The organism is Streptomyces spiramyceticus (assembly GCF_028807635.1).
Classification (GTDB): domain Bacteria; phylum Actinomycetota; class Actinomycetes; order Streptomycetales; family Streptomycetaceae; genus Streptomyces; species Streptomyces spiramyceticus.
The window spans coordinates 1,907,028-1,927,683 of sequence record NZ_JARBAX010000002.1 but is presented as its reverse complement, the minus strand read 5'-3'; the positions used below and the strand labels follow the sequence as shown (position 1 = coordinate 1,927,683).

Annotated in this window: 14 protein-coding genes and 2 pseudogenes; 8 read left to right on the top strand and 8 right to left on the bottom strand. The window is 65.8% G+C overall.

Annotation, left to right across the window (positions count from 1 at the left end):
• The first annotated feature begins 2,472 nt into the window (after nucleotides 1-2,472).
• The 4 genes from PXH83_RS32305 to PXH83_RS32290 all read left to right on the top strand — a co-directional run bounded on the left by PXH83_RS32305 (nucleotide 2,473) and on the right by PXH83_RS32290 (nucleotide 6,100).
• Nucleotides 2,473-3,132: a hypothetical protein gene (locus PXH83_RS32305; RefSeq protein ID WP_274565143.1), complete on the top strand. Its 660-nt coding sequence runs from the start codon at nucleotides 2,473-2,475 to the stop codon at nucleotides 3,130-3,132.
• A 69-nt stretch (nucleotides 3,133-3,201) separates the two neighbouring features.
• Entirely contained in the window at nucleotides 3,202-4,176 is a 975-nt protein-coding gene (locus PXH83_RS32300) for a hypothetical protein (RefSeq protein ID WP_274565142.1), read from the top strand.
• Entirely contained in the window at nucleotides 4,173-5,213 is a 1,041-nt protein-coding gene (locus PXH83_RS32295) for an ImmA/IrrE family metallo-endopeptidase (protein WP_274565141.1), read from the top strand. The genes PXH83_RS32300 and PXH83_RS32295 overlap by 4 nt, the downstream gene beginning before the upstream one ends.
• Nucleotides 5,214-5,362: 149 nt before the next feature.
• Entirely contained in the window at nucleotides 5,363-6,100 is a 738-nt protein-coding gene (locus PXH83_RS32290; RefSeq protein WP_274565140.1) for a nucleotidyltransferase family protein, read from the top strand.
• A gap of 484 nt (nucleotides 6,101-6,584) precedes the next feature.
• On the opposite strand, the gene PXH83_RS32285 is transcribed toward PXH83_RS32290, so the two are convergent.
• The 5 genes and pseudogenes from PXH83_RS32285 to PXH83_RS32265 all read right to left on the bottom strand — a co-directional run bounded on the left by PXH83_RS32285 (nucleotide 6,585) and on the right by PXH83_RS32265 (nucleotide 11,023).
• Nucleotides 6,585-7,106, bottom strand: coding sequence for a hypothetical protein (locus PXH83_RS32285; RefSeq protein WP_274565139.1), 522 nt, complete (start codon nucleotides 7,104-7,106; stop codon nucleotides 6,585-6,587).
• Nucleotides 7,107-8,272: 1,166 nt separating this feature from the next.
• Nucleotides 8,273-9,681 (bottom strand): annotated as a pseudogene (locus tag PXH83_RS32280) (UvrD-helicase domain-containing protein).
• Nucleotides 9,682-9,803: 122 nt separating this feature from the next.
• Entirely contained in the window at nucleotides 9,804-10,052 is a 249-nt protein-coding gene (locus PXH83_RS32275) for a hypothetical protein (protein ID WP_274565236.1), read from the bottom strand.
• A gap of 277 nt (nucleotides 10,053-10,329) precedes the next feature.
• Nucleotides 10,330-10,605, bottom strand: a pseudogene (locus PXH83_RS32270) (DUF6083 domain-containing protein); the annotation flags it as partial.
• Nucleotides 10,606-10,762: 157 nt separating this feature from the next.
• On the bottom strand, nucleotides 10,763-11,023 hold the full coding sequence (locus PXH83_RS32265) for a helix-turn-helix transcriptional regulator (protein WP_274565138.1): 261 nt from the start codon (nucleotides 11,021-11,023) through the stop codon (nucleotides 10,763-10,765).
• A gap of 198 nt (nucleotides 11,024-11,221) precedes the next feature.
• On the opposite strand from PXH83_RS32265, the gene PXH83_RS32260 reads away from it, so the two are divergent.
• The gene (locus PXH83_RS32260) at nucleotides 11,222-12,205 is read left to right on the top strand and encodes a hypothetical protein (protein ID WP_274565137.1); all 984 of its coding nucleotides are present in this window, start codon (nucleotides 11,222-11,224) and stop codon (nucleotides 12,203-12,205) included.
• 262 nt (nucleotides 12,206-12,467) lie between these two features.
• On the opposite strand, the gene PXH83_RS32255 is transcribed toward PXH83_RS32260, so the two are convergent.
• A complete protein-coding gene (locus PXH83_RS32255; RefSeq protein ID WP_274565136.1) occupies nucleotides 12,468-13,442 on the bottom strand; it encodes a hypothetical protein in 975 nt (324 codons plus the stop codon).
• Nucleotides 13,443-13,759: 317 nt separating this feature from the next.
• Nucleotides 13,760-16,069 (bottom strand): DEAD/DEAH box helicase, encoded by a 2,310-nt coding sequence (locus PXH83_RS32250; protein WP_274565135.1) that lies wholly within the window; start codon nucleotides 16,067-16,069, stop codon nucleotides 13,760-13,762.
• 150 nt (nucleotides 16,070-16,219) lie between these two features.
• On the opposite strand from PXH83_RS32250, the gene PXH83_RS32245 reads away from it, so the two are divergent.
• Together PXH83_RS32245 and PXH83_RS32240 are read left to right on the top strand one after the other, a co-directional pair.
• Nucleotides 16,220-17,275 (top strand): TniQ family protein, encoded by a 1,056-nt coding sequence (locus tag PXH83_RS32245; RefSeq protein ID WP_338054929.1) that lies wholly within the window; start codon nucleotides 16,220-16,222, stop codon nucleotides 17,273-17,275.
• 233 nt (nucleotides 17,276-17,508) lie between these two features.
• A complete protein-coding gene (locus PXH83_RS32240) occupies nucleotides 17,509-18,267 on the top strand; it encodes a TnsA-like heteromeric transposase endonuclease subunit (protein WP_274565133.1) in 759 nt (252 codons plus the stop codon).
• 847 nt (nucleotides 18,268-19,114) lie between these two features.
• Here PXH83_RS32240 and PXH83_RS32235 read toward each other — a convergent pair.
• Nucleotides 19,115-19,414 carry a hypothetical protein gene (locus PXH83_RS32235; RefSeq protein WP_274565132.1) on the bottom strand — a complete coding sequence of 100 codons (300 nt, stop codon included), beginning with the start codon at nucleotides 19,412-19,414 and terminating at the stop codon, nucleotides 19,115-19,117.
• 74 nt (nucleotides 19,415-19,488) lie between these two features.
• Here PXH83_RS32235 and PXH83_RS32230 point away from each other — a divergent pair, with 74 nt between their 5' ends.
• On the top strand, nucleotides 19,489-20,655 hold the full coding sequence (locus PXH83_RS32230; protein ID WP_274565131.1) for a hypothetical protein: 1,167 nt from the start codon (nucleotides 19,489-19,491) through the stop codon (nucleotides 20,653-20,655).
• Nucleotide 20,656 lies beyond the last annotated feature (1 nt).

Genomic DNA, 20,656 nt, shown 5'->3' with positions numbered 1-20,656 from the left:
CTATCTCTGGGGATGTTATATTAGTGTTTTTAGAGAGGGATGAAATTTTTCTACTCTCTCTGACTGTTAGGTTGAGAGAAGGGTGGGTGTGATGAGAAGGAGGTGTCTACAGTGATCTCTGTGGAGTTGGTATTAAGAGTATAGAGAGAGAAGATGGAGTGAGTAGTGGGTTTATTTTGTTTGTTATGTGTTACATGATATGAGAGGGAACACACACACATCATGTGTTATTGAGAGAGAGTGTGATGTGGGGTATAAGAGTATGGAGGAGGAGGGAGGAGTGGGGTGTTTTATTGGTTTAGAGGGGGAGAGGGAGAGAGAGAAGGTTGAGAGAATCACATACATCATTGTAGAGAGTGATAGGGGGGTTGATTGGAAATTGGACAACACACACACAATACACACATGTTGTGACACAACGAGATCTGATAGAGGATGGCGATGCGTGCGTCAGACACATTATATACATCTTTGGTGGTTTGTGTGTGTGAGTGCGTCTTGGGGTGTGAGGTTAGGTGGAGATATTTGGTGGGGGGTGGTTGTTTTTTGTATGTTGTGAAGGTCGAGTGGGGGGAAGGGGGGTGGGAGAGAGAGTGTGTGGAGTTGTTGAATATACTCTTTTGTTGGTGTGTTTGTGTGTTTTGTTGTTGGGGTTATGGGTATTTGGAAGGTGGGTGTTGGTGTTGTAGGGGTGTATATCTATCTATGAGTGTATATACATATGAGAGGGTGTGAGTGATGAGGAGTAAGTCTACATTATATACTATGGGTAGGGTGAAGGGGGTGAGAGTATCAGTGAGTATCTGGAGAGAGGAGAGGGGGAGGGGGGGGGTGTTTATTTTTGGGGGTGGTTTTGGTGGTGTGTCGATGGGGGTGAGATGAGTGAGTAATATAGTGGGTTGTGAGATGTGAGAGTGTATGAGAGTGTGTTCTCTAGTCTATGTTTTCTATCTGAGAGATTTGGTTTTTTTGGGTTGGGGTGGGAGTCAGTGAGTGTTGTGTTTGTTTTTGGTTGGTGTTGTGTGTTGTTGTGTGTGGTTAGTGGGGGGAGTATCTCTACTATGTTGAGAAGTTGTGGATATATCTATATCATTAGTGAGAGAAGAGAGAGAGTTAGAGATGGTAGATGAGGTTGTGTTTGGTGTGTGATATCTATACATATAGGTAAATGGGTGTGGTAGATGTACAAGACATCCACACACACAGGAGATAGTTTTGTGAGTTTTTTTTGTGGTGTTTGGGGTGATGTGTTTGTGGTGGGTTGTTTTGTATTTTATTTAGTTTGGTTTTTGTGAGAGAAAGAATGTAAATGATGAGGGAGGATATAAATGGATGTTGAATTGGGAGTATAAGAGGGGGATGAAATTATAAAGAAAGAGGTGAAGAGAGGTAAATAAGAATATAGAAAGGAGTAGATGATAGGGGTACAATGGGGATAGGGATGGTTTGAGAGTGAGTTAGTGAGGTGGGAAGGGGAAGAGGGAGGATGGTTAGATAGGAGGGGAAGAGTTAAGGGTATATTTTAGATAGTGGAAGGTATGGAGTAGATATGATAGATGAGTTACACAGGTGACTGGGATATGGAGTGGAAGAGTGAGACATGCTGAGGGATAGAAGTATGAATATAGAAGAGAGTGGTATGATGCTCGTCTATCTATGAGAGCGAACGTGACTACACTATACTCTATCTCTCATCAGGAATATGAGTTTTTAATGATGAGGAAGAAGAAAATAATGCATAAATAAGTATATAGAAGTGGTGTGTGCATACACACACACACACACACAGGTAGTGATAAAGGATGCACACATATTAGAAGAAGACAGATTAGAAGACACAAATATAACTCAAGCTACATAATTAGAATTATTTAAATGAGTAAAGTGGGTAAGATTAAGTTTCTAAGTAAAAGGAGATTTAAAATTTGAAGGGTGAGAGTTATATTATATGAAACGGCGAAATTAGTTATAGATAAATCAAAAATGAGCTCAAAAGGATTGGAGAATGCGGGTAGGAAATATAGTCTAGTAGGAGAAATGATGAGAAATATTACTGGGGTGGTAGGTTAGAGGGGTGGAAGTGAGAGTGGGTATAGAGGAGAAGAGTTTTTATGAAGGAGAGAATAACAGAGAGATAGAAAGCGATGGTTTTAGTTATGAATGTGATATTAGAAGAGATTAGGGGAAAGTATTGTGTAAGAACAGGGAGGTGATCAGTATGATGAGAGTAGATTGATCTTAGAAAGAGTGTAGGAAAGTAATTAAAGATTTAGCAACGGTTTAGAGAATGTAAGTATTAGAAAAATAAATATTGGACAGTGATATTGTAGAGGGAGGGAATTAACATAATAAGAAGAAAATAAGAATGATAGAGAGATAGGTTTCAGGTCTGGTGCGGTTGGCAGGGGAGTATGGAGATAAGATATGTTTTAGAAAGTAAAGGAAACGGCGGTCGTGTCGTTGGGGCGCTCGGTGGAGAAGGTGCTGAAGGAGAGCAGTGCCTTCGAGGCGGTACCGCCGGGCGAGGCGGGGGCCGGTAGGTGGCGGTTGTCCGGAACCACGGTGCAGCCCTGGTCAGGTCCCTCCGAGCGGCTTGTCGAAGCCGCGTACGCCGTGCCGAACATCAAGATCCCGAAATGGACGAGTGAAACGCGTCGCGCTCCCGTCGCCGACAGAGCGTCGATAGAGGCGGTGATCGATACGGTTTTGGTCGCCGCCGCCGGGTCGATGGAGGTTGCGCACTTGGTCGAGGTGTTCACGGCTCGCTTTCCAGTGGTGCTGGATCCGGTCGTTGTGTCGCTCCCGGAGGATGCGGGAGCGCAGGTCACTGTCAGTCCGTATGCCTCTGCGGAGGAGATTGTGCTTGCTCGCGATGACGAGGCCAGGACGGCGTCTGTCGCGGCAGAGATCGTGGCCATGCTCAGCCCTCAGGAGCAGCACATGGTCGCGTATCTGGACCGTCCTGGGGAGATTCAGACGCTTCTGGGCTGCGGCCGCTCCCAGGCGTATCACCGCGGGGCGTGCCTGAAGGAGAAGCTGCAGCAGCTGGTCGGGGACGGAGACGGGCACGGGGTACGTTCAGTGAGGTCGGAGGTGATCCGGCTGTGCAGCGAAGCGGTGCAGACACGATGAGTGTGGCCAGGGCCGGACGTCCTGTCCGGTATGACGTCAGTCGATGGTGGAGGCCTGCTCAGTCGATGGATGCGGGAGGACACCATGGGTGACTCGGGAGTGCCGCAGCGTTTCCTGGATCTGGCCCGGCAGGTACGTGGGCCGCGTGCTCTGTCGGAGGCAGGGCTGAGAGAGCGTTTTGGTGATCCGGCTCAGGCGGAGCTTGAGCCTGGTCAGGTGTGGCGGGCGCGCTGGGACGAGGTCAGCATGCTCGTGCTGGTCTTGGATGTGGACGCCCGTGAGGTGAACGCGGTCCCCGTCACGATCGACCCGCCAGGTGAGGACGAGACCAGCGTGGTGGTGGACGGGTCACGTACTGCGTTCGGGGTTGACGCCACTGTGTGGGCAGGGCTGGTCTCTTGTGTCCCCATGCGCGTGCTGGAGCGCGTAGTGGATGTCTGGGACGACGACATCGTGGGGTGCACCGCAGCCCAGGCCCAGGGTCGGCCGGCGCTGGCTGCGGCAGGAGTGCGTGGGGGACAGCCGATCCGTTCCGCCTTGGAGCCGGACGCTGAGGTACGAGCCGGCCTCACTGATGATCTGGAATATCTGCGGCATGCACCCGGTCTGCCGGTTGAAGAGAGCGGGCGACCTGCCGGGACCCTGGCGTCGCTGCTCGGTGCCCGGCCGGACTTGAGGACGCTGTGCTCTGCCTTGGAGATGCCACAGCCGGAGGTCATGAAGCTGCTTCGCGGCAAGATTCCGCTGCCTCCCGACCGGATCGATGCCATCGCTTCGGCGACCGGGCTGCCTGCAGAGCAGATCACCCGTACGGTCCGTCCTCTGCCTGCTGATCTTGTCTATGCCGCAGAGCACCCGCGGTGGCGTTCGGTGTGGGTACGCCGTGCGCGGCAGCTGGAGGTCAGTGAGGCGCAGGCGCGGCTTTCGGGTGGCTACGGCGCGTTTGCGCTGGCCGCTCGTCAGACAGGCGGTGGGGTGGCCGATTGGGACGCGCGTCTGCGGCAGTTCCTCGGCGGCGAGGGCAGTGTGAAGGGCGGCGCGTGACACGGCTCCGGTTCACCGAGGAGGCTCCGCGTCAGGCGGAGGCGATGATCTCGGCTCTTGAGCGGTTGCACCCCGGTGCTCTGGAAGCGCTGCGCGTGGATCCGCTGGCCGAGCTGGGCCGCTGGGCGGACATCCGGGTGTCGTTGGAGGCCGCGTCGGATGACGGTGGCCGGTGTTCGGTCGCCGGCAGCTACCGGCCGGAGACCGATCCCCCGACCCTGGTGGTCGGGACGGCCCGCTCGCTTCGGCGCCGGGGGTTCACCGGCCTGCACGAGCTGGGCCACCATCTCCAGCAGACCGACCCGGAGCTGGGGCAGCGCCTGTTCGACTGGGAGGACTCCGAAGCCTTCGAGGAAGCGGCGTGTGACGCCTTCGCTGCGCGCGTGCTCGTGCCGGATGCGCAGATTACCGCGGACGTACGCCGCCGGGGGCCCTCCGCCGATGATGTCGTTGCCATGTTCCGCACCTCCCTGGCATCGCGCGAGGCGTGCTGTGTGCGTGCGGCGCAGTATCTGGCCGGCGGTGGCGTGGTCGTCTTGTTCGATGCCGCGGGCCGGGTGCTGTTTGCCGCGGCTCACGGCATGATTCCGCCGGCTGGGGGTTCCGATCAGTCGAAGACCCCGCTCCTGGCCGCGGCCTTGGGTACCCGTGCCACGATCGAGCGCGACAAGACGTTCGTGGTCTACAGGTCCGGCGAGCGCAGCGATCTGTTGTACGGGCAGGCGGCCTGGTGTGACGAGGACTACCTGATCGCTGTGCTCGCCGAGGACAGCGTGGCCTGGCGCGCGTTCACGGCGCCGCGCCCTCGAACCGGGACCTCTCGGTTCGGTTCCTGGTGGGAGTGCGAGACGTGTGGTGAGTCGTTCAAGATCACCGAGCTGGCGTGTGCGGAGTGCGGGGAGCCTTCGTGCGGGCAGGGGCACTGTGGCTGCACGGCCGCCAGAAGGCGGAGCGACCGTCCCTGCGAGCGCTGCTTCATGGTCCTGGCTCCGTCCCGGTTCGAGGGTGCGAGCAAGGTCTGCCGCGATTGTTCCTGACCTGCTCACAGCGGCGAAGGTGAGGGCCGCCCGGACGATCTCGACGGTGTGACGTCAGAGGAGGGTGAGCCGCCGAGTGACGGCTCCGCCCGGGGACGTCCCGGGCGATGTGCGGCGCTCGGCGCCCCTCACCTGAACGGACAACCTCCATGGGATACACCGAAGACATCCTCAACGACATCCGCGACCAGATCGACGCCCACCCGCAGCCGCTGGCGCAGGCACGTACGCGGCTGGACCTGGTCCGCTCGAGCGCCATCGGCTTCACGGGCGCGCTGCGGACCTACCGCAGTGGTTCGCTGCCCCAGCACACCTTCATCCACCCGGTCGGCGACGGTGACGGCGGAGTCGTCCTGGACCGGCGCGTGTATCCGCGGCTCGGGCCGGACGGGGGCGGCGAGACGCCGACCGCGATCACCGGCGAGCTGTGCGCGCTGCTCGGTCCCGCAGTGCGCAAGGTGTACCCGAAGGCACGCTGCGGAACCTCCAAGCGCGGTCCGAAGGTCACGTTCGGGGAGCCGGTCGACGGCCAGGACCCGACGGTGGACCTGGTCGTGGCCCTCACCCGGAAGGAGGGGGGCGGGCTGTGGATCCCGAACCTGGAGACCGACCGCTGGGAGGCGTCCGACCCGGAGGGGCACGTCGAGCTCTTCACCGGCGGGGCGCAGTCGCTGCGGCGTACCCGCCGGCGGGTGGTGCGTCTGCTGAAGGCGTGGAACAAGCAGTACTCCCAGCCGGGCTTCTCCTCGCACAATCTGACGGTCTGGGCGTGGGAGTTCGTCGAGCCGGGGATGGGGCCGGTACCGGCGCCGGCGTGGATGACCCCCACTCGGTGGATGTCGAGAATCGCTCCGAGCGCTTTCGCCGTGTCGTCGTCTCCGACATAGCCGCCGAGTCGACGGCGGATCCAGTCGTCCGTCAGAGGGATCCCCCGCAGACGCTGGATCTCGTGGTTGTTCTGAATCCCGATGAGTGTGCCGTTGTTGGTGGTGACGGTCTGGTCGACTTGTGCTGCAGCTGCGCTGGTGTCGTTCATGCCGGTGTCGGCGAGGTTGCCGGCTTCGGGTGCGGTGCCGCCCACAGGTGCCGCCTCAGGTGGTTGCTCTGTCGTGGGCGGCGCAATGTGCTCAGCCGGGTCGGCAATGTTCCCAACGGCGGTCGAGACCGTCTCGGCTACGGGTTCGACAGGGTCGGTAGCGGGAATCGGGGCGGCGCTGATGCCTTCGGCTGGATGGCCAGCCGAAGGTGCAGCAGGTGCGGGCAGCTCGGTGGGCTGTCTGGGTGCTGTGGGTTCGTTCAGCGTCAACGCGCGGCCCTTCGGACAGTTGGTGTTGTTGCGCGGGTGCGCACCGGGGAGGTGTTGCGGCGCCGCTATCCGCCGATCCGCCGTGCTTTCATACCGGTCAGCTGGGCGCCGGCTTCAACTGTCTCCACCTGCTGGGTGACCTTTGCGTTGCCGGTGATCTCGTCGGCGTCCATGCCCGTGGCCTCGCCGGTGAGCGTGGTCAGCTTCTGGTCCACGAACGGACCGGAGGCGGGGCGGTCCTCGCCTGCGAAGGTCAGGCGTTGGTTGTAGACGTCTTCCAGGATGGCGCGCAGCTTCCCCATGCTGCGCAGGAGACCCTGCTCTGGGGTCAGTACTTCCGGCTCTCGGCTTGCGTACTCCTCGAGGAAGCCGTAGAGCAAGCCGAGCTCGGCCTGCCGGGCCTGGAGCTGCTCCTGGTCCGGCTGCAGGGGAAGCTGGAGCGTGCCGACCAGTGTGTCGGGAAGCGCGAGGTCCTGCTCGGGTTCCGCGTGCCGGGGGCTGAGCAGGTGCTCCAGGCGCTGGTACAGGAAGGTCAGAGTGGCAGGTACAGCTGAACTGATCAGCGCGATCTCCACAGGATCCGGCATATTCCACTCCCCCGTTGTCCGGATTGACAGAACCCTGATTCTCACGAAGCATCCGGGCTTCGATGAGCGCTTTTTTGAATGTGGCGGAAATTTCCTGCTGGGAGGGATATTCCGGCCTCGACCGAATTCCATTGGTGCGGATCAGGCCATCTGACCGGTCAGCACGGGTCGCTTTCCCGGTGATCCGTTTCGGCTGCTGCCCCATGTCCGTGCCACAGGTAGGGGGCTTCGTCGGGATGCCGGGCGACCCTTGCCTGCCGCCAGGCCACGTCAAATGAGGTGCGTCCACGGCTTCGTCTGGACTCCCGCAGGGCCTGCCAGCTGGTCACGGGGTCGAGGACCCAGCGCATGAGGTGAAGTCGCATAGTCGTAGAGTCCCCGCGCACTGGCCGACAGGCGGCAAGTCCGTAATTCGCAGTCCGCAGCGAGCCGCCAGGCGAATTCTTTCCGCCATGACTTCTTCCCATGCAGTGTGAAATTCGATGTCCTTTGTTGCTGTTGCGATGCATGAGGTTCGGGCTGATGGATCGGGACGCATGCATCCCGGCCACGATGCGCAGGCGCGGTTCCGCTCTCGCGGCCCGGGCGACGGCGTCGGCGGCGCCGAGGAGTTCCAGGACTCCTGTCGCGTAGACCGCGAGTCGGGGGAAGGGCACGAACGGCGGGACCATCGCGACCAGGTCGTGGTGGCCGGGTATGGGGCCGACGGCGGAGGGGGCGAAGCGGGCACTCGCCGTGAACACCAGCGATGACCGCGAGGCCGTGCAGAACGGACACGCACCAGGTCGCGAACCGTCTGACGCCGAACGCGCCAAGCAGCCGGAACAGCAGGGCGGGAACGGCCATGAGCATGAGTGTGCCGAACATGGGAGGAGAGTCCTTTTGTTGGTCGGTCGCGTTCAGACCGCGGTGAAGAACGCACCCGCGCCGTACGCCGGCGGACGGACGCGAGGAAGCCGTCGGGGCCGGCCGCCCTTCGGGGCGTAGGGCCGTGCGGTGTCGAGGTTCAACCGGGTCGGCCGCCGGGATCGGCGGCGTCGGCGCCCAGGAAGGCCCTCGGAGCCCAGCGCCGGACTCACGCTCAAGTTCCGCCGATCAAGCGCTACTTGAGGGCGGTCGGTCACACCTCTTCTCCTGGGTGCAGTTCACCGTCTGCGGCCAGAGCGCTACGGCGAGGGCCTTCCGTCCGGGTGGGTGTCGATCCAGGCGAGGCCGCCCATGTCGAGGCGTGTGCGGGCGCGGGTGACAGCGACGTAGGCGAGGCGGGCTTCGCTGTCGTCGATGGGTCCTGGAATGGGCCGGCCTTGGCTGTCCTGCTGGTCGGTGTCCTTGGGCGGGCTAAAGTCGTCGGCGATTTGCACGCGTGCCCATTCGCGGCCTTTGGCCTTGTGGGCGGTGGAGACGGTGACCTGCGCGTGCTCTTCCGTGGTGAGGCGGCTGACGGCGGTGAGGATGGCGTCGGTTCCGTGGGTGCCGACAAGGTCGACCAGGGGCTGGAGGTCGCGTCCGGAAGGGTCGTGCGCGGCGTAGTCCTGGACGGTTCCCCAGGTGGGGAAGAGGACGAGCTCGGGGTGGCTGGTGCGGCGTCCGTCTTTGAGGTCGCGGGCGGCCAGGGCGAGGGAGCGCAGGTTGTCCCCTCCTCCGACGAGGGCGACGGGGGTGCCGGTGGCGAGGAGGCTCATGACGTGTTTCATGGCGCCGACGTTGGTGCGGCACAGGATGGCGTCGGGGCGGTTGAGGGGGCCAAGCTCGGTGGGCAGGGTGTCGGTGCCGGTCAGGCGGACGGGGGCGTCTGCGATGGCGAGCCAGCGGTTGGCTTCGTCGGCGAGGGCGGGGCCGAAGCGGAAGGAGCGGGAGAGCGTTAGGCGGGTGCCGTGGAAGCCGGTCATGACGTCTTTGGCGCCGCGCCAGTGGTAGATGGCCTGGGCGGAGTCGCCGACGAGGACGAGCTGGGCGTGGTAGCGCTGGTTGTTGAAGATGTGCTCGACGACGGGGTTGGTGTCCTGGGCTTCGTCGAGGAGGAGGAAGTCGGCGGGGATCTTGGGGTTGGTCAGTGACCAGATCTTGAGGAAGTGGTCAGGGTCGAAGCGGACGGCTCCGGTGTCGGGGTTCTGCAGGTCGGCCCAGGCTTTGTTGGCGTAGGGCAGGACGAGGTCGGCGAGTTCGCGGTGGTGTTCGGGGGTGTCGAGGCCGCGCAGCGGTGGGACGTGGCGGCGGGTGAGGGTGGTGTCTGCGGAGTGGCAGAAGCGGGTCACGGTCCGCAGGACGGTGTTGGACAGGGTGGTGGGCATGAGCGCGTGGCTGGCGATGTGGGTCGGTTTGATGATGCCGAGGTCCTGTCCGGTCTTCCAGGCGGGGCGGCGGGGTGCGCCGAGGCGGCGCGTGTAGCGGTGGCCGAGGGCTGCGTAGGCGAGCGCGTGGGCGGTTTTGCAGGTGACGTGGGCGGGAAGCGGGTGGTGGCTTCCTGGGCGATGGCGCGGTTGTAGGCGAGGTAGCGGCCGCGCCGTGTGGTGCTGCGGGCGAGCAGTGCGAGGGTGGAGGTTTTGCCGGTGCCGGCGCCGGCCTGAAGGGCCATGTGGTCTCCGGCATGGAAGCGGTCGGCCGCTTGAGCCTGTTCGTCGGTGGGCGTGAACAACGTGAGGGTGCTCCGGTTCGGGCAGTGACGCTGAGACAGATCGCTGATGGGCGCTGCGGGGCTCAGTCGTGTCGTCGGGTTCCGCGTGGCAGCCGGGTGGCCAGGAACTGGTGGTGAAACAGCGGGTCGAGGAGTTCCCAGTCGGCGAGGGCGAGGTCAGGGGCCGTGGTCATTGCCGCGTGGGTGGGGCAACGCTGTGCGCGCCAGCGGACCTGCTCGCCGTAGGGGAGGTGCCCAAGGTCGTAGACGGCGATGTCGGATGCGGGCAGGGCAAGTTGTCGGGTGCCACGGCGGTGTGGGGTGGCCGGCATGAGGGTCCAGCGTCCTGGGGTGGTTCCGGGGGCGAGGACGGGGTTGGTGCAGCGGGTGCGGCGTACGGTCTGGGCGACACATTGGATGTCGTGGATGGGGGCGGCGCCGATGTACCGGCCGTAGAGGAGCTGGACGACGGGGCGCGCCGGTGTGCAGGAGTCGTCGTGGTGGGGCTCGGTCTCGGGGTGGTGCCCTGGGGTGAGGATGCCGGCGTCGGTGGCGGGGGGCGGTGCTGGCCGGGCACAGGGTGAGGTGTGCGAGGTGGCACCAGGGGCTGCCGTCGCCCGCGGGGTGCGCGATGCCCGAGGCGAGGTGCCATCGGTGCGGCTCGGGGACGATGACGGTCGGCAGTTCGAAGGGGTGGAGCGGGATGGCCCGCCGGTTGCTGGTGGTGTGCCAGTTGACCGGGTTACCGCAGTCGCGGCAGTGGGCGGACTGGGCGATGCGCAGCAGGCGGCTGGGGCTGTCGTGGGCAACGGTCAGGGAACGCCAGCGGCCGCGGGTCTTGGGGATGCCGTCCGAGTGGCGGCGCGTGGCGCGGGTGGAGTGCATGGGTGTGAAGCTTCCAGGTGACACGCTGGAAGTGCGGTGAGTGTCGCCGCGGGTTCGCCCGACCGGCCCAAGAGTTGAGAACGTGCGCCCGACGGGTCGGTTGTTCGTTCGGGACGGGTGACCGGTTCGGGTGATCCTGGATGGCAGTTGTCCGGGGCTAGTCGGCGGACCCTGGCGGCTCGTGTTCCTCACACAGGGCGGCGAAGAGGTCGGCGAAGGGAACGCCGAAGGCGTGCCCGAGGGCGTGCCAGGTGTCGAGCGATCCGATGGTGCGGCCCTGCTCAATTTCGATGAGCGTGCGCCTGGATTTGCCGGTCCGTTCGGCGAGGTCGTCGTACGACCAGCCGCGCTCGCCCCTCAGCTGCGCGAGCCGAAGGCGGAGCGCTTCGAGGTTCGGCTCGGGCGGCAAGATCGTCACCCGACCATCCGACGGCGGCGACGCCAGCCCTGTCAGTGCAGACCTCTGCCCTATCTGCCCGGGCGGGAGGAGGCCGCCCCGAAGGGCAGATGTCTGCACTACGGTGTGCGGCCGTCACCCCGCATCCCGACAGGGCCTCTCCGGCCCGAATGGGGCGGGGACGGAAAGGAGTCGAGGGGGCCGATGAGGCTGTGCATCATGCGCGCTTCCGCGCCACGTACCTGGGTGGTCGAACTGCGCCCTCTCCCCCAAGGGCCGCTCCTGGTCTGCCCCCAGTGCCCCTCGGCACCACAAGCACTACAGGGACGCTCCGCGCGAGCCACCGCCCTGGCGCACCTCGCACAGCACGCCCGCGCCTGTCCTCTCCCCCAGCACCTGCGGACATGCCAATGCCACGAACGAGGCTGCCACTGGCATCCGCGCCACCGCGGCTGCGCCGGCCCCGTCCTCCTGGTCCTCGCCCGCGAGCGCGGCGGCCGGCTGTGGCGCCTCGCCGATGCGTGCACGGCCTGCGCACACGCCACGGCCGACGCTTCGGTCGTACCGGAGACCAGGCTCGCGCGCCCCTCACCACTACCCCGCCGCGTTCCGGTACGTCACCGCCGACCGTGCGACGTCAATGCCAGTGCCCTGCTGGCCGGGCAGATGCTCAGCTATCTGGCAGCGTCCCTGCCCCTTCACACCACTCCCGAGGCGCGGCTCCTCGCCCTCCAGGCCGTCCTGCGCGCCACCTCCTCAAGCGCTGTCCGCCTGCGCAAAGGACTCGTCCACGGCATGGGCCACGGATCCATGAGCAGCGCCTGGAAGGAACTCGCGGACAGCCGGTTCGTCACCCCCGCTCTTTCCACCGACTCGCTCCACACGGGTCGGCTCACCGACTCGGTGACCGGCATGCCGAGCTCCGCCGTGCGCCGACAGGCAGCCGACTGGGCTCTGCGCACAGCACGTCAGGCCCGCGCTCGCGGGCTCGGGCCGACGGGGCAGCTACTGTCGGTGGGACTTCACGCGCTCACCGGTCCGTCTCGGCGCGACGGCTCTGCCGACACCGGCCACGTGGCTCGCCTCTGCGGACTCGCGGCGAGCAGCCTTCTTCACGAGTTCGAGCGCCTGGTCGCGACAGGGATGCTGATGGGCTGGACCCTCTCCTCCGCGGAAGAGCATGCCACCTGGAAACTGGGGTGAGCGGATTCGCCTGTGCACCGACCTGCGTGGTCGAGAGCCCCCGCACATGGAGTGCAAGGCTGTGCCATGCCCTTCCTCGACAACGGCGCGTAAAGCAGCGGGGACGGTGGCGTGTGTGGACGCCGGCCCGTCGTCCCGGGGCCGCCCGGAGGCGGCAGGGTGCGCAGCGTCGAGCGTGGCAAGGGACGGGCGACAGGCCGCCTGCGGTGGCATGAGCGTTGACGGGAGTGCGTCGTCGTGGCGCAGGGCGTGTTTCCGAGGGTCAGGCAGAGCGTGTGGGCATGGACGGCTGTCCGCTTGCCGCTTGGGCACAGGCCGTGAGGTCGAGGTTCCTGGCGGGGCACAGAAGTTCGCGAGCGACTACGGGTGGGACGGTCAGCGTGACCGTGCCGGAAGCCCAGTGGGCGGCGGTCTTGTAGGCAGCGATTGCATCTTGCTCCCAGTTCGACAGCGTGTCGATCATCTGGAGCCCGTCCGAGTCGAACCCCAGAGGAGGCAGCCGCACGCCCATCGTCACGTTTGCGGCGGCGCTGTTGGGGTCCGGGTCCGGAGGGCGCAGTCGAGCGTTCCTGTCATAGTGCTCGTCGTCGGGACTGGGACTGTCGTAGGCCTCTCTTTGCCTCCAGCTCGGCCACATCCGCGCCAGCTGCGGCGTGGACCGCCCGCGTTCATACAGGGCCGCCGCGGTTCGTTCGATTGCGGCCACGTCAACGAGCCGGCGGCGTTCCTCGCATCGGCGCTCCGCGTATGACGCGGCACGGATCAGGTATGGCGCTGCCCAGTGGTGCAGCCAGGGGTGGCTTTGGAGGCTGCTGGCGGTCTTGGTCAGGTCGGACTGGATGGTGCGCCAGTGGTCTGGGTTGAAGTTCGCTCTCAGGAAGTTGGGTACGTACCCGGGGTCATCACGGTTCTGCTCCTCCTCGTCTTCTTCGTCGAGCAGCTCGCGGAGGGACACCAGCTCGATGACTGCCGCGCTCAGGCCCTCGTCGCGCGGGCCGTCGGCCTCCACACGACAACAGACGCACATGCGCGATGCGATGTCTGCGTTGAACAGGGCACGGCGTTTGTCCGTGTGTCCTTCGCGACCGGCCACGGCGGGACATCGAGAATCGCTGTGCACCCTGTCGGTGCTCTGTAGTGCAACGATGCGCATCGGTCGCTTGTAGTACTTGTCCACCAGGATCCCCAGGCTGCCCATGTAGCCAACCGGGACGGATTGCTTGATTCCACTCGGCACGGGCCCACGGTAAGACGGCGCACCACACCACATGCGGCGATCTCAGCAGTCGCTCCGCACATGCGGACTTTCCCACTACAATGCCCATCTCCGTCTGACACTTCTCTGCCCGGCTCGCGCGCCCGCGGGAGAAGCCTCTTGGTGTGAGTGGTGCCGTCGTCAGCGCGCGCCTATGAGCGAACCAGGGCTTGGGCAGCGGCGTGTGACCTTCGCGGGCAGCCGTTCCGGCCCCGCCACCCTGTATCGGCTCGACAGCTCCTGTGGAGAACCGAGGGTGGACAGCCCTGTCGCTCGCCGGCTGCGGCAAGGCGTGCTGGTCAGCGGATCCAGCGGAAGTCGAGGGCTTCGAGTGCGTGGCGTTGTTCTTGGGTGAGCCGGAGTGGGTCGCGGCGTTTGTCGGCAAGCCAGGCGGCGAGGTGGAGTCCGGTGTCGGGGCAGAGGTAGTCGTAGGGCACGTCGAGGTGCTGGTGGCTTCGCCAGAAGGCGCGTGCCGCGCGCAGGCCTCTGGCGAAGGCCATCTGCGTGTATCCGCGTGGGCGTCTGAGGAGCAAGGCCAGGGGGTGGTGGAGCGGGAGGGCGCCCAGGAGTTCGTGCTGGCCGGGGTGGAGGGCGGGGAGGGAGTCGATCTGGGTGTCGAGCCAGCGGGTGAGGGGGGTCTCGTCGGTGTCGGGGCGCAGGTCGGGGAAGGGGAGGTTGCCGGCGCGGGCGGCGGCCAGGGCCTGGGCGTAGGTGTGGTGCCAGTGTTTTGGCCAGTGGGTGTTCCACCAGGGGTAGATCTCGTTCAGGGCGCGCTGGTAGCCGTAGGGCAGGGTGCGGTCGTTTGCTTCGCGGCGGCGCTCCGCGATCCAGCGGCCGAGTCGGATTCCGCCGAAGGTCTCTTCGGTGTGGGGGGCGAGGTGGCCGTGGCGGGTTTTGTAGTCCCGGGCGATCCGCAGCTTGTACTCGATGCTGGTTGGGGGGTGCGGCCAGATCATGCCGAGGGTGTCCAGTTGTTCGATGCGTTCGGGCAGGAGCATGTTGTTGATGCGCAGGGAGCGCTGGCGGCCGATCCACCAGCCGAGGTAGAAGCGGTCGGGGCCGAGGTAGCGGCTGGGGACGTTGAGGTGGCCGTAGGTGTTGAAGTAGCGCTGGGCGCTGTCGAATCCGATCTGCCATACGCGGTGGGGCGCTTGGGTCGCCTGGAGGTCGAGCAGGGGAATGATCTCGTCGGCGCGTTCGGGCCGGGCGGCGAGCCCCAGGACGTCGTCGGGCTCTTGGGATGCCTTTGCCCATTCGACGCGGTGGATGACGTGCTCGTCGTAGACGCTCAGGGCGATGAGGACGTCGTAGAGGAGTTGGTAGGGGGTTCGTCTGACTCCTTCCTTGAGATCTTGTCCTGGTTCCATGAAGACGGGGATGACGATGGTGGAGATCTTGTCGTCGCCGGGGTTCTGGCGCAGGGCGCGGCCGACTGCCTGGGCGATGTCGAGGGAGCTCTGTTTGGCGTCGGCGAAGAGGATGGAGTCGATGCTGGGGACGTCGATGCCTTCGCCCAGGCAGCGGCAGTTGGTCAGCACTGCTCGCTGCGGGGCGGTGTCCTGTGTGGTGGTGATGATCGGGACGGAGCCGAAGTCTACGAGTGATCGCCGGCGAAGGGCGGGGCGCTGCTTGGCGTTGACCGTGCCGACGAGGAGGGGCGCTCGCGTCTCGGGGGGCATGAGCGCTGCCGTCTCGTGAAGGGTCTCGGCGAAGATGCCGGCGGATGCGATCAGGCGGTGGAAGGTCAGGGTCCGCCGCAGGTCGTAGAGGTGCTGGGCGCGCAGCAGTGCTACCTGGGCGGCGGCTGTGCGCAGGCCTTCGGCGCCAGCTGATGCGATCGAGGCGTGTCTGAGGAGGTGGCGCAGGTCGTCGTCGCTGATCTCGACGGCGACGATGCGGTAGTCCGCGAGAAGCCCCTGGTCGATGGCTTCGGCCAGGGAGATGCGGTAGACGACGGGGCCGTAGAGGCTGTGGTCGTCCATGGAGGCGACTTCGCAGCCGATCGCCACGTGTGAGCCGGTTTTCTCGTCGAAGACGCGCGGGGTGGCGGTCATGTAGAGACGGCGGCGGGCGGGCAGGGCGTCGTTGTCGTGGACGACGCCCCAGGCTTTGTGGAGGTTGCCGGCGGTGCGGTGGGCCTCGTCGGAGATCAGGAAGTCCCAGGGCGGCAGGTGGTGGTCGTGGTGGGCCTGGGTCAGGTTGTTCAGTGACTGGTAGGTGCAGAAGACGTTCACCGGGCCGTCGGTCAGGGATGCGTGGCGGGCGAGTTCGCCGGGGTCGCGAACCATGGTGAGGATTCCGCGCAGCGAGCGGACCTGGGTGTCGTCGCGCGAGCAGTAGCCGAGGTAGATCCCTTGGCGGCCTTCGCGCTGCCAGACGTCGGCTGTCTGCTCGAGGAGGTCCAGGGTGGGCATCACGACCAGGGCGTTGCCCTGGGGTGCGGTCTCCTGGGCGGCGTTGAGGGCGACGAGGGTCTTTCCCGTTCCGGTGGCCATGATGACGCTCACGCGGGGTGCGCCGTCGGTGAACTCGTTCATGCAGGCGTCGACGGCAAGTGTCTGGTGGCCGCGTAGTGGTGTTCTCAGGCCGTTGCTCGTCAGCGTGGCCACGGCGCCCTCCTGGCAGCGGGTCGTCTCGTTGCGGATCAAGGTTCAGACCCGTGCCGTGGAAGGTGTGGCGGTGTTGCCGCCTGGTTCACCCGATGGAGTTAAGGGGCCTTGACCGGGCTGTACGGCGGCTGGCGACGATAGAACGCGGGCGTGCGGAGTGGTCGGAGAAGGAGGGGCGGCGTGGTGCTGCAGGTGCCGGGGCTTTACGGTCCGCGTCAGCCCCTTCCGCTTCGGGCTCATCCCCTGCCCGGGGAGTCGACGGGGTCGTTCGTGAACCGGCTGGCTCACGCCAACGGACTGGGACTTGCGGATTTCCTTCAGCGGGTGGGCCAAGGCGTCGGGTCGTCGTCGGGCGATGCGGCGCGGGTGGAGAAGTACCCGCAGTACACCGAGATGTACGTCAACCAGGCGGGGCTCGAGTATCTGGCCGTGCTGGCCGGTGCACCGGCGGCCGTGTTGCAGCGGGCGCTGCCCGGGCTTGCCCCGCGTCACCGGCTGCCGGGTGACGGGGATGCGGTGTGGAAGTGGCCGTGGCAGCCTTCCGAGGGGCATCTGGTGCGCTGCTGCACGAGATGTGCTGAGGTCCGCGGGGTCAGGGAGCCGGCCTGGTGGCTGGTATCGGACAGCTGGCGGGTGTGTGCCCGGCACCAGCTCTGGTGCGACGACTCGCGGACGGAGCCGCAGGGCGGGCTGTCCTTGAAGGAGCTCCCCGAAGTCGTGGCAGCGCATCTGGAACGTGCCCGGCTGAAGAGGCAGTTCGGCCGGTCCGGTGAGGAGTTGTTCGCCGACGCCTTCCAGGTGGCCGCGGACTGGTGGAGGTCGATGCCCATGGTGCTGCGCTGGGTCCACCGGGCGTGGGCGTGCGGGCTGGAGGACCGCAGTATCCGGGTGATGCCGCTGGTGGTCTATCCGGAGGCTGCGCAGTTGGCGCAGCTGATGCTCCAGTTCGAGCAGTCGGACGTCCGGGACAGGGACGCCTGTGGCCGGTGGCTCGGCAAGGCCGAGGCGTTGATGGAGTCGTGGGATCTGGATGTCCAGGCAGGCAGGGGCCCGCTGCTGGACTGGCTGCACCGCCACCGGGCCCCGTCGGACGCGGAAGCGCAACCGGCCGCCAGGACCAGAAGGGTGCGGCTGCCGCTAGCCCCGGGGCACAGCCGCCTCGCCTCACCGACAGGCACGCTGGAAGCACGATCAGGCCTGTCCTGAACCGGCTCTTGGCAACTACGGGGGCTCAGCCGCGCCTGCGCCTGACTTGCACCGGCCTTGGAGGAACCAGTGCTGGAAGTCATCCTGTTCGACCCTGATCGGCCACTGCCGGTACAAGGACCATTGGTGTGCGGTTTCGCCACTCGGTCTGCGCACGGGCAGCCGACGCTGGAGGAGCGGGCCGGGCAGGTACGCGGGGCCGGGCCGCGGTGCGGCGGCGGGCGGTGGTCTGCGTGAGCACGGTAAATGCCTCCGGCGCGCTACTGGACGGCAAGGGGGTGCCGGGCGCGGGGCAGGGTGTCGTGGCTCTGTACCGCGAGCCCTACGGGCCGGTGCGCGCGTGCAGTGCGGCCGCACTGCGTGGGGTGGCGCTGGAGGAGTTCGGTCCGGTGAGCGAACCGGTGCCGTACCGGGGCCGCAAGGGCATCATCACCTACTGGCCAGTGGCGACGCGGGAGCAGACGGTGGTGTGCGGCAGCCTGCGGCAGTGGCGGCTGGCGGTCGAGCTCGACTCCGAGCCGAGCTGGGCGGCGTTCAGTGCCGGCCCGGTGGAGCTGAGGTGGCGGGCGGAAGGCCGCGAGCGCCGCTGGCGCCCGGATTTCGTGGCGCGGACGACGAATGGGACACGCGAAGTGCTGGTGTTGAAGCCGCCCGGCGCTGAGGGCGTGCCTTCCTCGAGGCTTCAGGTGCTTGAGGAGGCCGCTCGGGAGGCTGGCTGGCGGGTGCGGCAAGTGCGCGAGCCGTCAGGGATGCGCAGGCGCAATCTGACATGGCTGGCCGGCTACCGGTTTCCTTCCGCTGGCGAAGAGGGCCCGGGACGGGCGCTGCTCGAGGCGTTCAGGTCGCCGACGGGCCTGCGGGCCGGAGTGGCGGCAAGCGGGCTGGACGAGCTGACGGGCCTCGACCTCGCCTACCGGATGCTGTGGCAGCGGCGGCTGCTGTTCGACAGCGCACAGCCGCTGCTGCCCGACGCCGCGGCCTGGACAGCCTGAGGACCGGAAAGAGGGGGCACGTGGCGGGAACAGGCGAGAGTCGGCGTGCGGGGGCTTTGTCCATCGGGGCACGAGTGCGCTGGCAGGGGCGTGAGTGGGAGGCGGTGGAATGGCGGGGGCCTGTGGTCACGCTGGTGCCGCAGGACGGTGCGGAGGCGCCGCGGGCGGTGTCGTACCGGTGGCTGGTGGGAACGGAGGACTTCGCCGTCCTCGCCGGCGGCGCAGCACCGACTGCGGACAGCGCGGTGCGCAGAACGTGGGAGCGTCGGGAGGACCAGGAGGACGAAGCTGCTCTTTGGCAGGAGCGCATGGTGGAGATCGACACCGGTCTGGCGCCGGGCCGAAGCGAGCATGAGCAGGGATTCGGGCCGGGAACAACCCTGGCCCAGCGGTGCGCTGCCATGTCGGCGCGGCTGGCCGCTGACGGCATCCGCTGCTCCGCCCACACCCTCGCCGACAAACGACGAAAGTGGAAAGCGGCCGGAGAGAACCCGGTCGTCCTGCTCCCCGCCGCGCGGGACAGACGACCAGGGGGCTTCACCGATCCGCGCTGCCTGACCGCCATGCAGGATGTGGTGGCCCGGCGCGCGCACGATTCGGACGTGACCATCGACCTGATCCGCGAAGAGGTCGAGGATCTGCTGCACTCACGCTACGGTGCAGAACTCGGCGATCCGGATGCCGTGGCCGCGCTGATGCCCTCCCGTTCCACCTTCTACCTGCGGATGAAGGAATCCGGCCTGGCCGATGCCCTGGACCGGCCGACCCGGGCCCGCGCCGCTCTGGCCGCCACTCCGCCCCTGCCCCACGGCGGGCGCGAGGCCGTGCTGCGGCCCGGACAGGTCACTCAGGTCGACACGACACCACTGCGACTCCTGGCCCGCGGCGACAACGGCCGGCCCACCTCCACGGAGATGACCACGCTGATCGACGTGGCCAACCACAGCCTCTGCGCACTGATGATCACGCCCAGCCGGTCCAAGGACGCCGAGAGCGGACAGCCCGGCCAGGCGACCCGCGCGATCGACCTGACCCTGATGCTGGCCCAGGCTCTCGCGCCCTGGCCAGTGATGCCCGGCTGGGACCCGCTCAGCGCGGCCGCCACCTCCAGCCTGCCGTTCGGAGCGCTCTCGGGCGGCGGACGCACGGTTCACGGAGGCTACCGCCGCCCGCCCGGTCATCCGCCCCGAACTGATCATCTACGACCAGGGCAGCCCTTATGTGAGCGAGCACTTCACCGAGGTCTGCGACCGGCTGCGTATTGCCCGCCGCCCCGCGCGCAAGAGGACCGCTCCCGACAAGCCGCTCGTCGAGCGCTTCTTCATCACCCTCGCGCACCGCTTCAGTCAGCACGTCCGGCACGGCTGGCAGGGCCGCAGCCACAAGAAGCGCGGCCGCGGTATCGACCGCATGCCGCTGTACACGATCGCCGAACTCCAGCAGATGGCTCAGGAATGGGTGGCTCTGGAGTACCAGCAGACCCCCGATGCGGGACTGCGTGACCCGTTCCGGTCGGGCGTTGTGCTGTCGCCCAACGACATGTACGCCGTCCAGGTGGCCCGCAGCGGCTACCGGGCCGTGCCGCTCTCCCCTGCCCAGAACCGCTTCTTCCTGCTGCCGCGGTGGGTCACCCCCGGCAAGGGCGGCTTCATGATCAACTACCGGACCTACCAGCCCATCGCGCAGGACGCCGGGCACTACAGGGAGATCCTCCTGCGCGGCAGCTCAGAGCTGCCCGGCCGCAACGGCCAGTGGGAATGCCGCTTCAACCCCTACCGTCCCGAGCGGGTGTGGCTTTATGACCACACAGCGGGCACCTGGGTGACGTGCGACTTCCGGCTGCGGCACCTGCTCACCGACCCCTGGACCGCGGACATGTGGCAGGAACACGCCGAGCAGCACTGTGCAGCCGGCGGCAGCGAGCAGGACGAGGAGGCGATCGCCCTGGCCCTGGCTCAGCGCGACCGCAGGCGGCGCAGCCGCAGACCGCCGCCCAAGCGCACCGGGGCCGAACCGCCCTTCCAGGGAATGGAGTTGGAGGCCGAACAGCCCTCCCAGGACCCCTACGCGGGTCTGGAGGAGTTCGACCTGTCGACGCTGCGGCCCTACCCGGCGCAGTCCATCTCCCCCCTGGCGCCCCCGTCCACGCCGCTCGCCCCGGCGCTGCCCGCCGGCACGGGCGGCGCGGACCGGCCCCCGAGCGGCGGGCAGGCTCCGCATCCGCTGGCAGCGCTCTTCCCCGACGACGGCGACGACAGACCGCCGGAGGCCTCCGCGACCGGAACACCGGAAGCTGCCGACGAGGTCGTCGAAGCGGAAATTCTCGACGACCTCGATCCGGACGGCGATGACGGTGCCGGGGACGAGGGCGACGTATGGGAGATGTAGG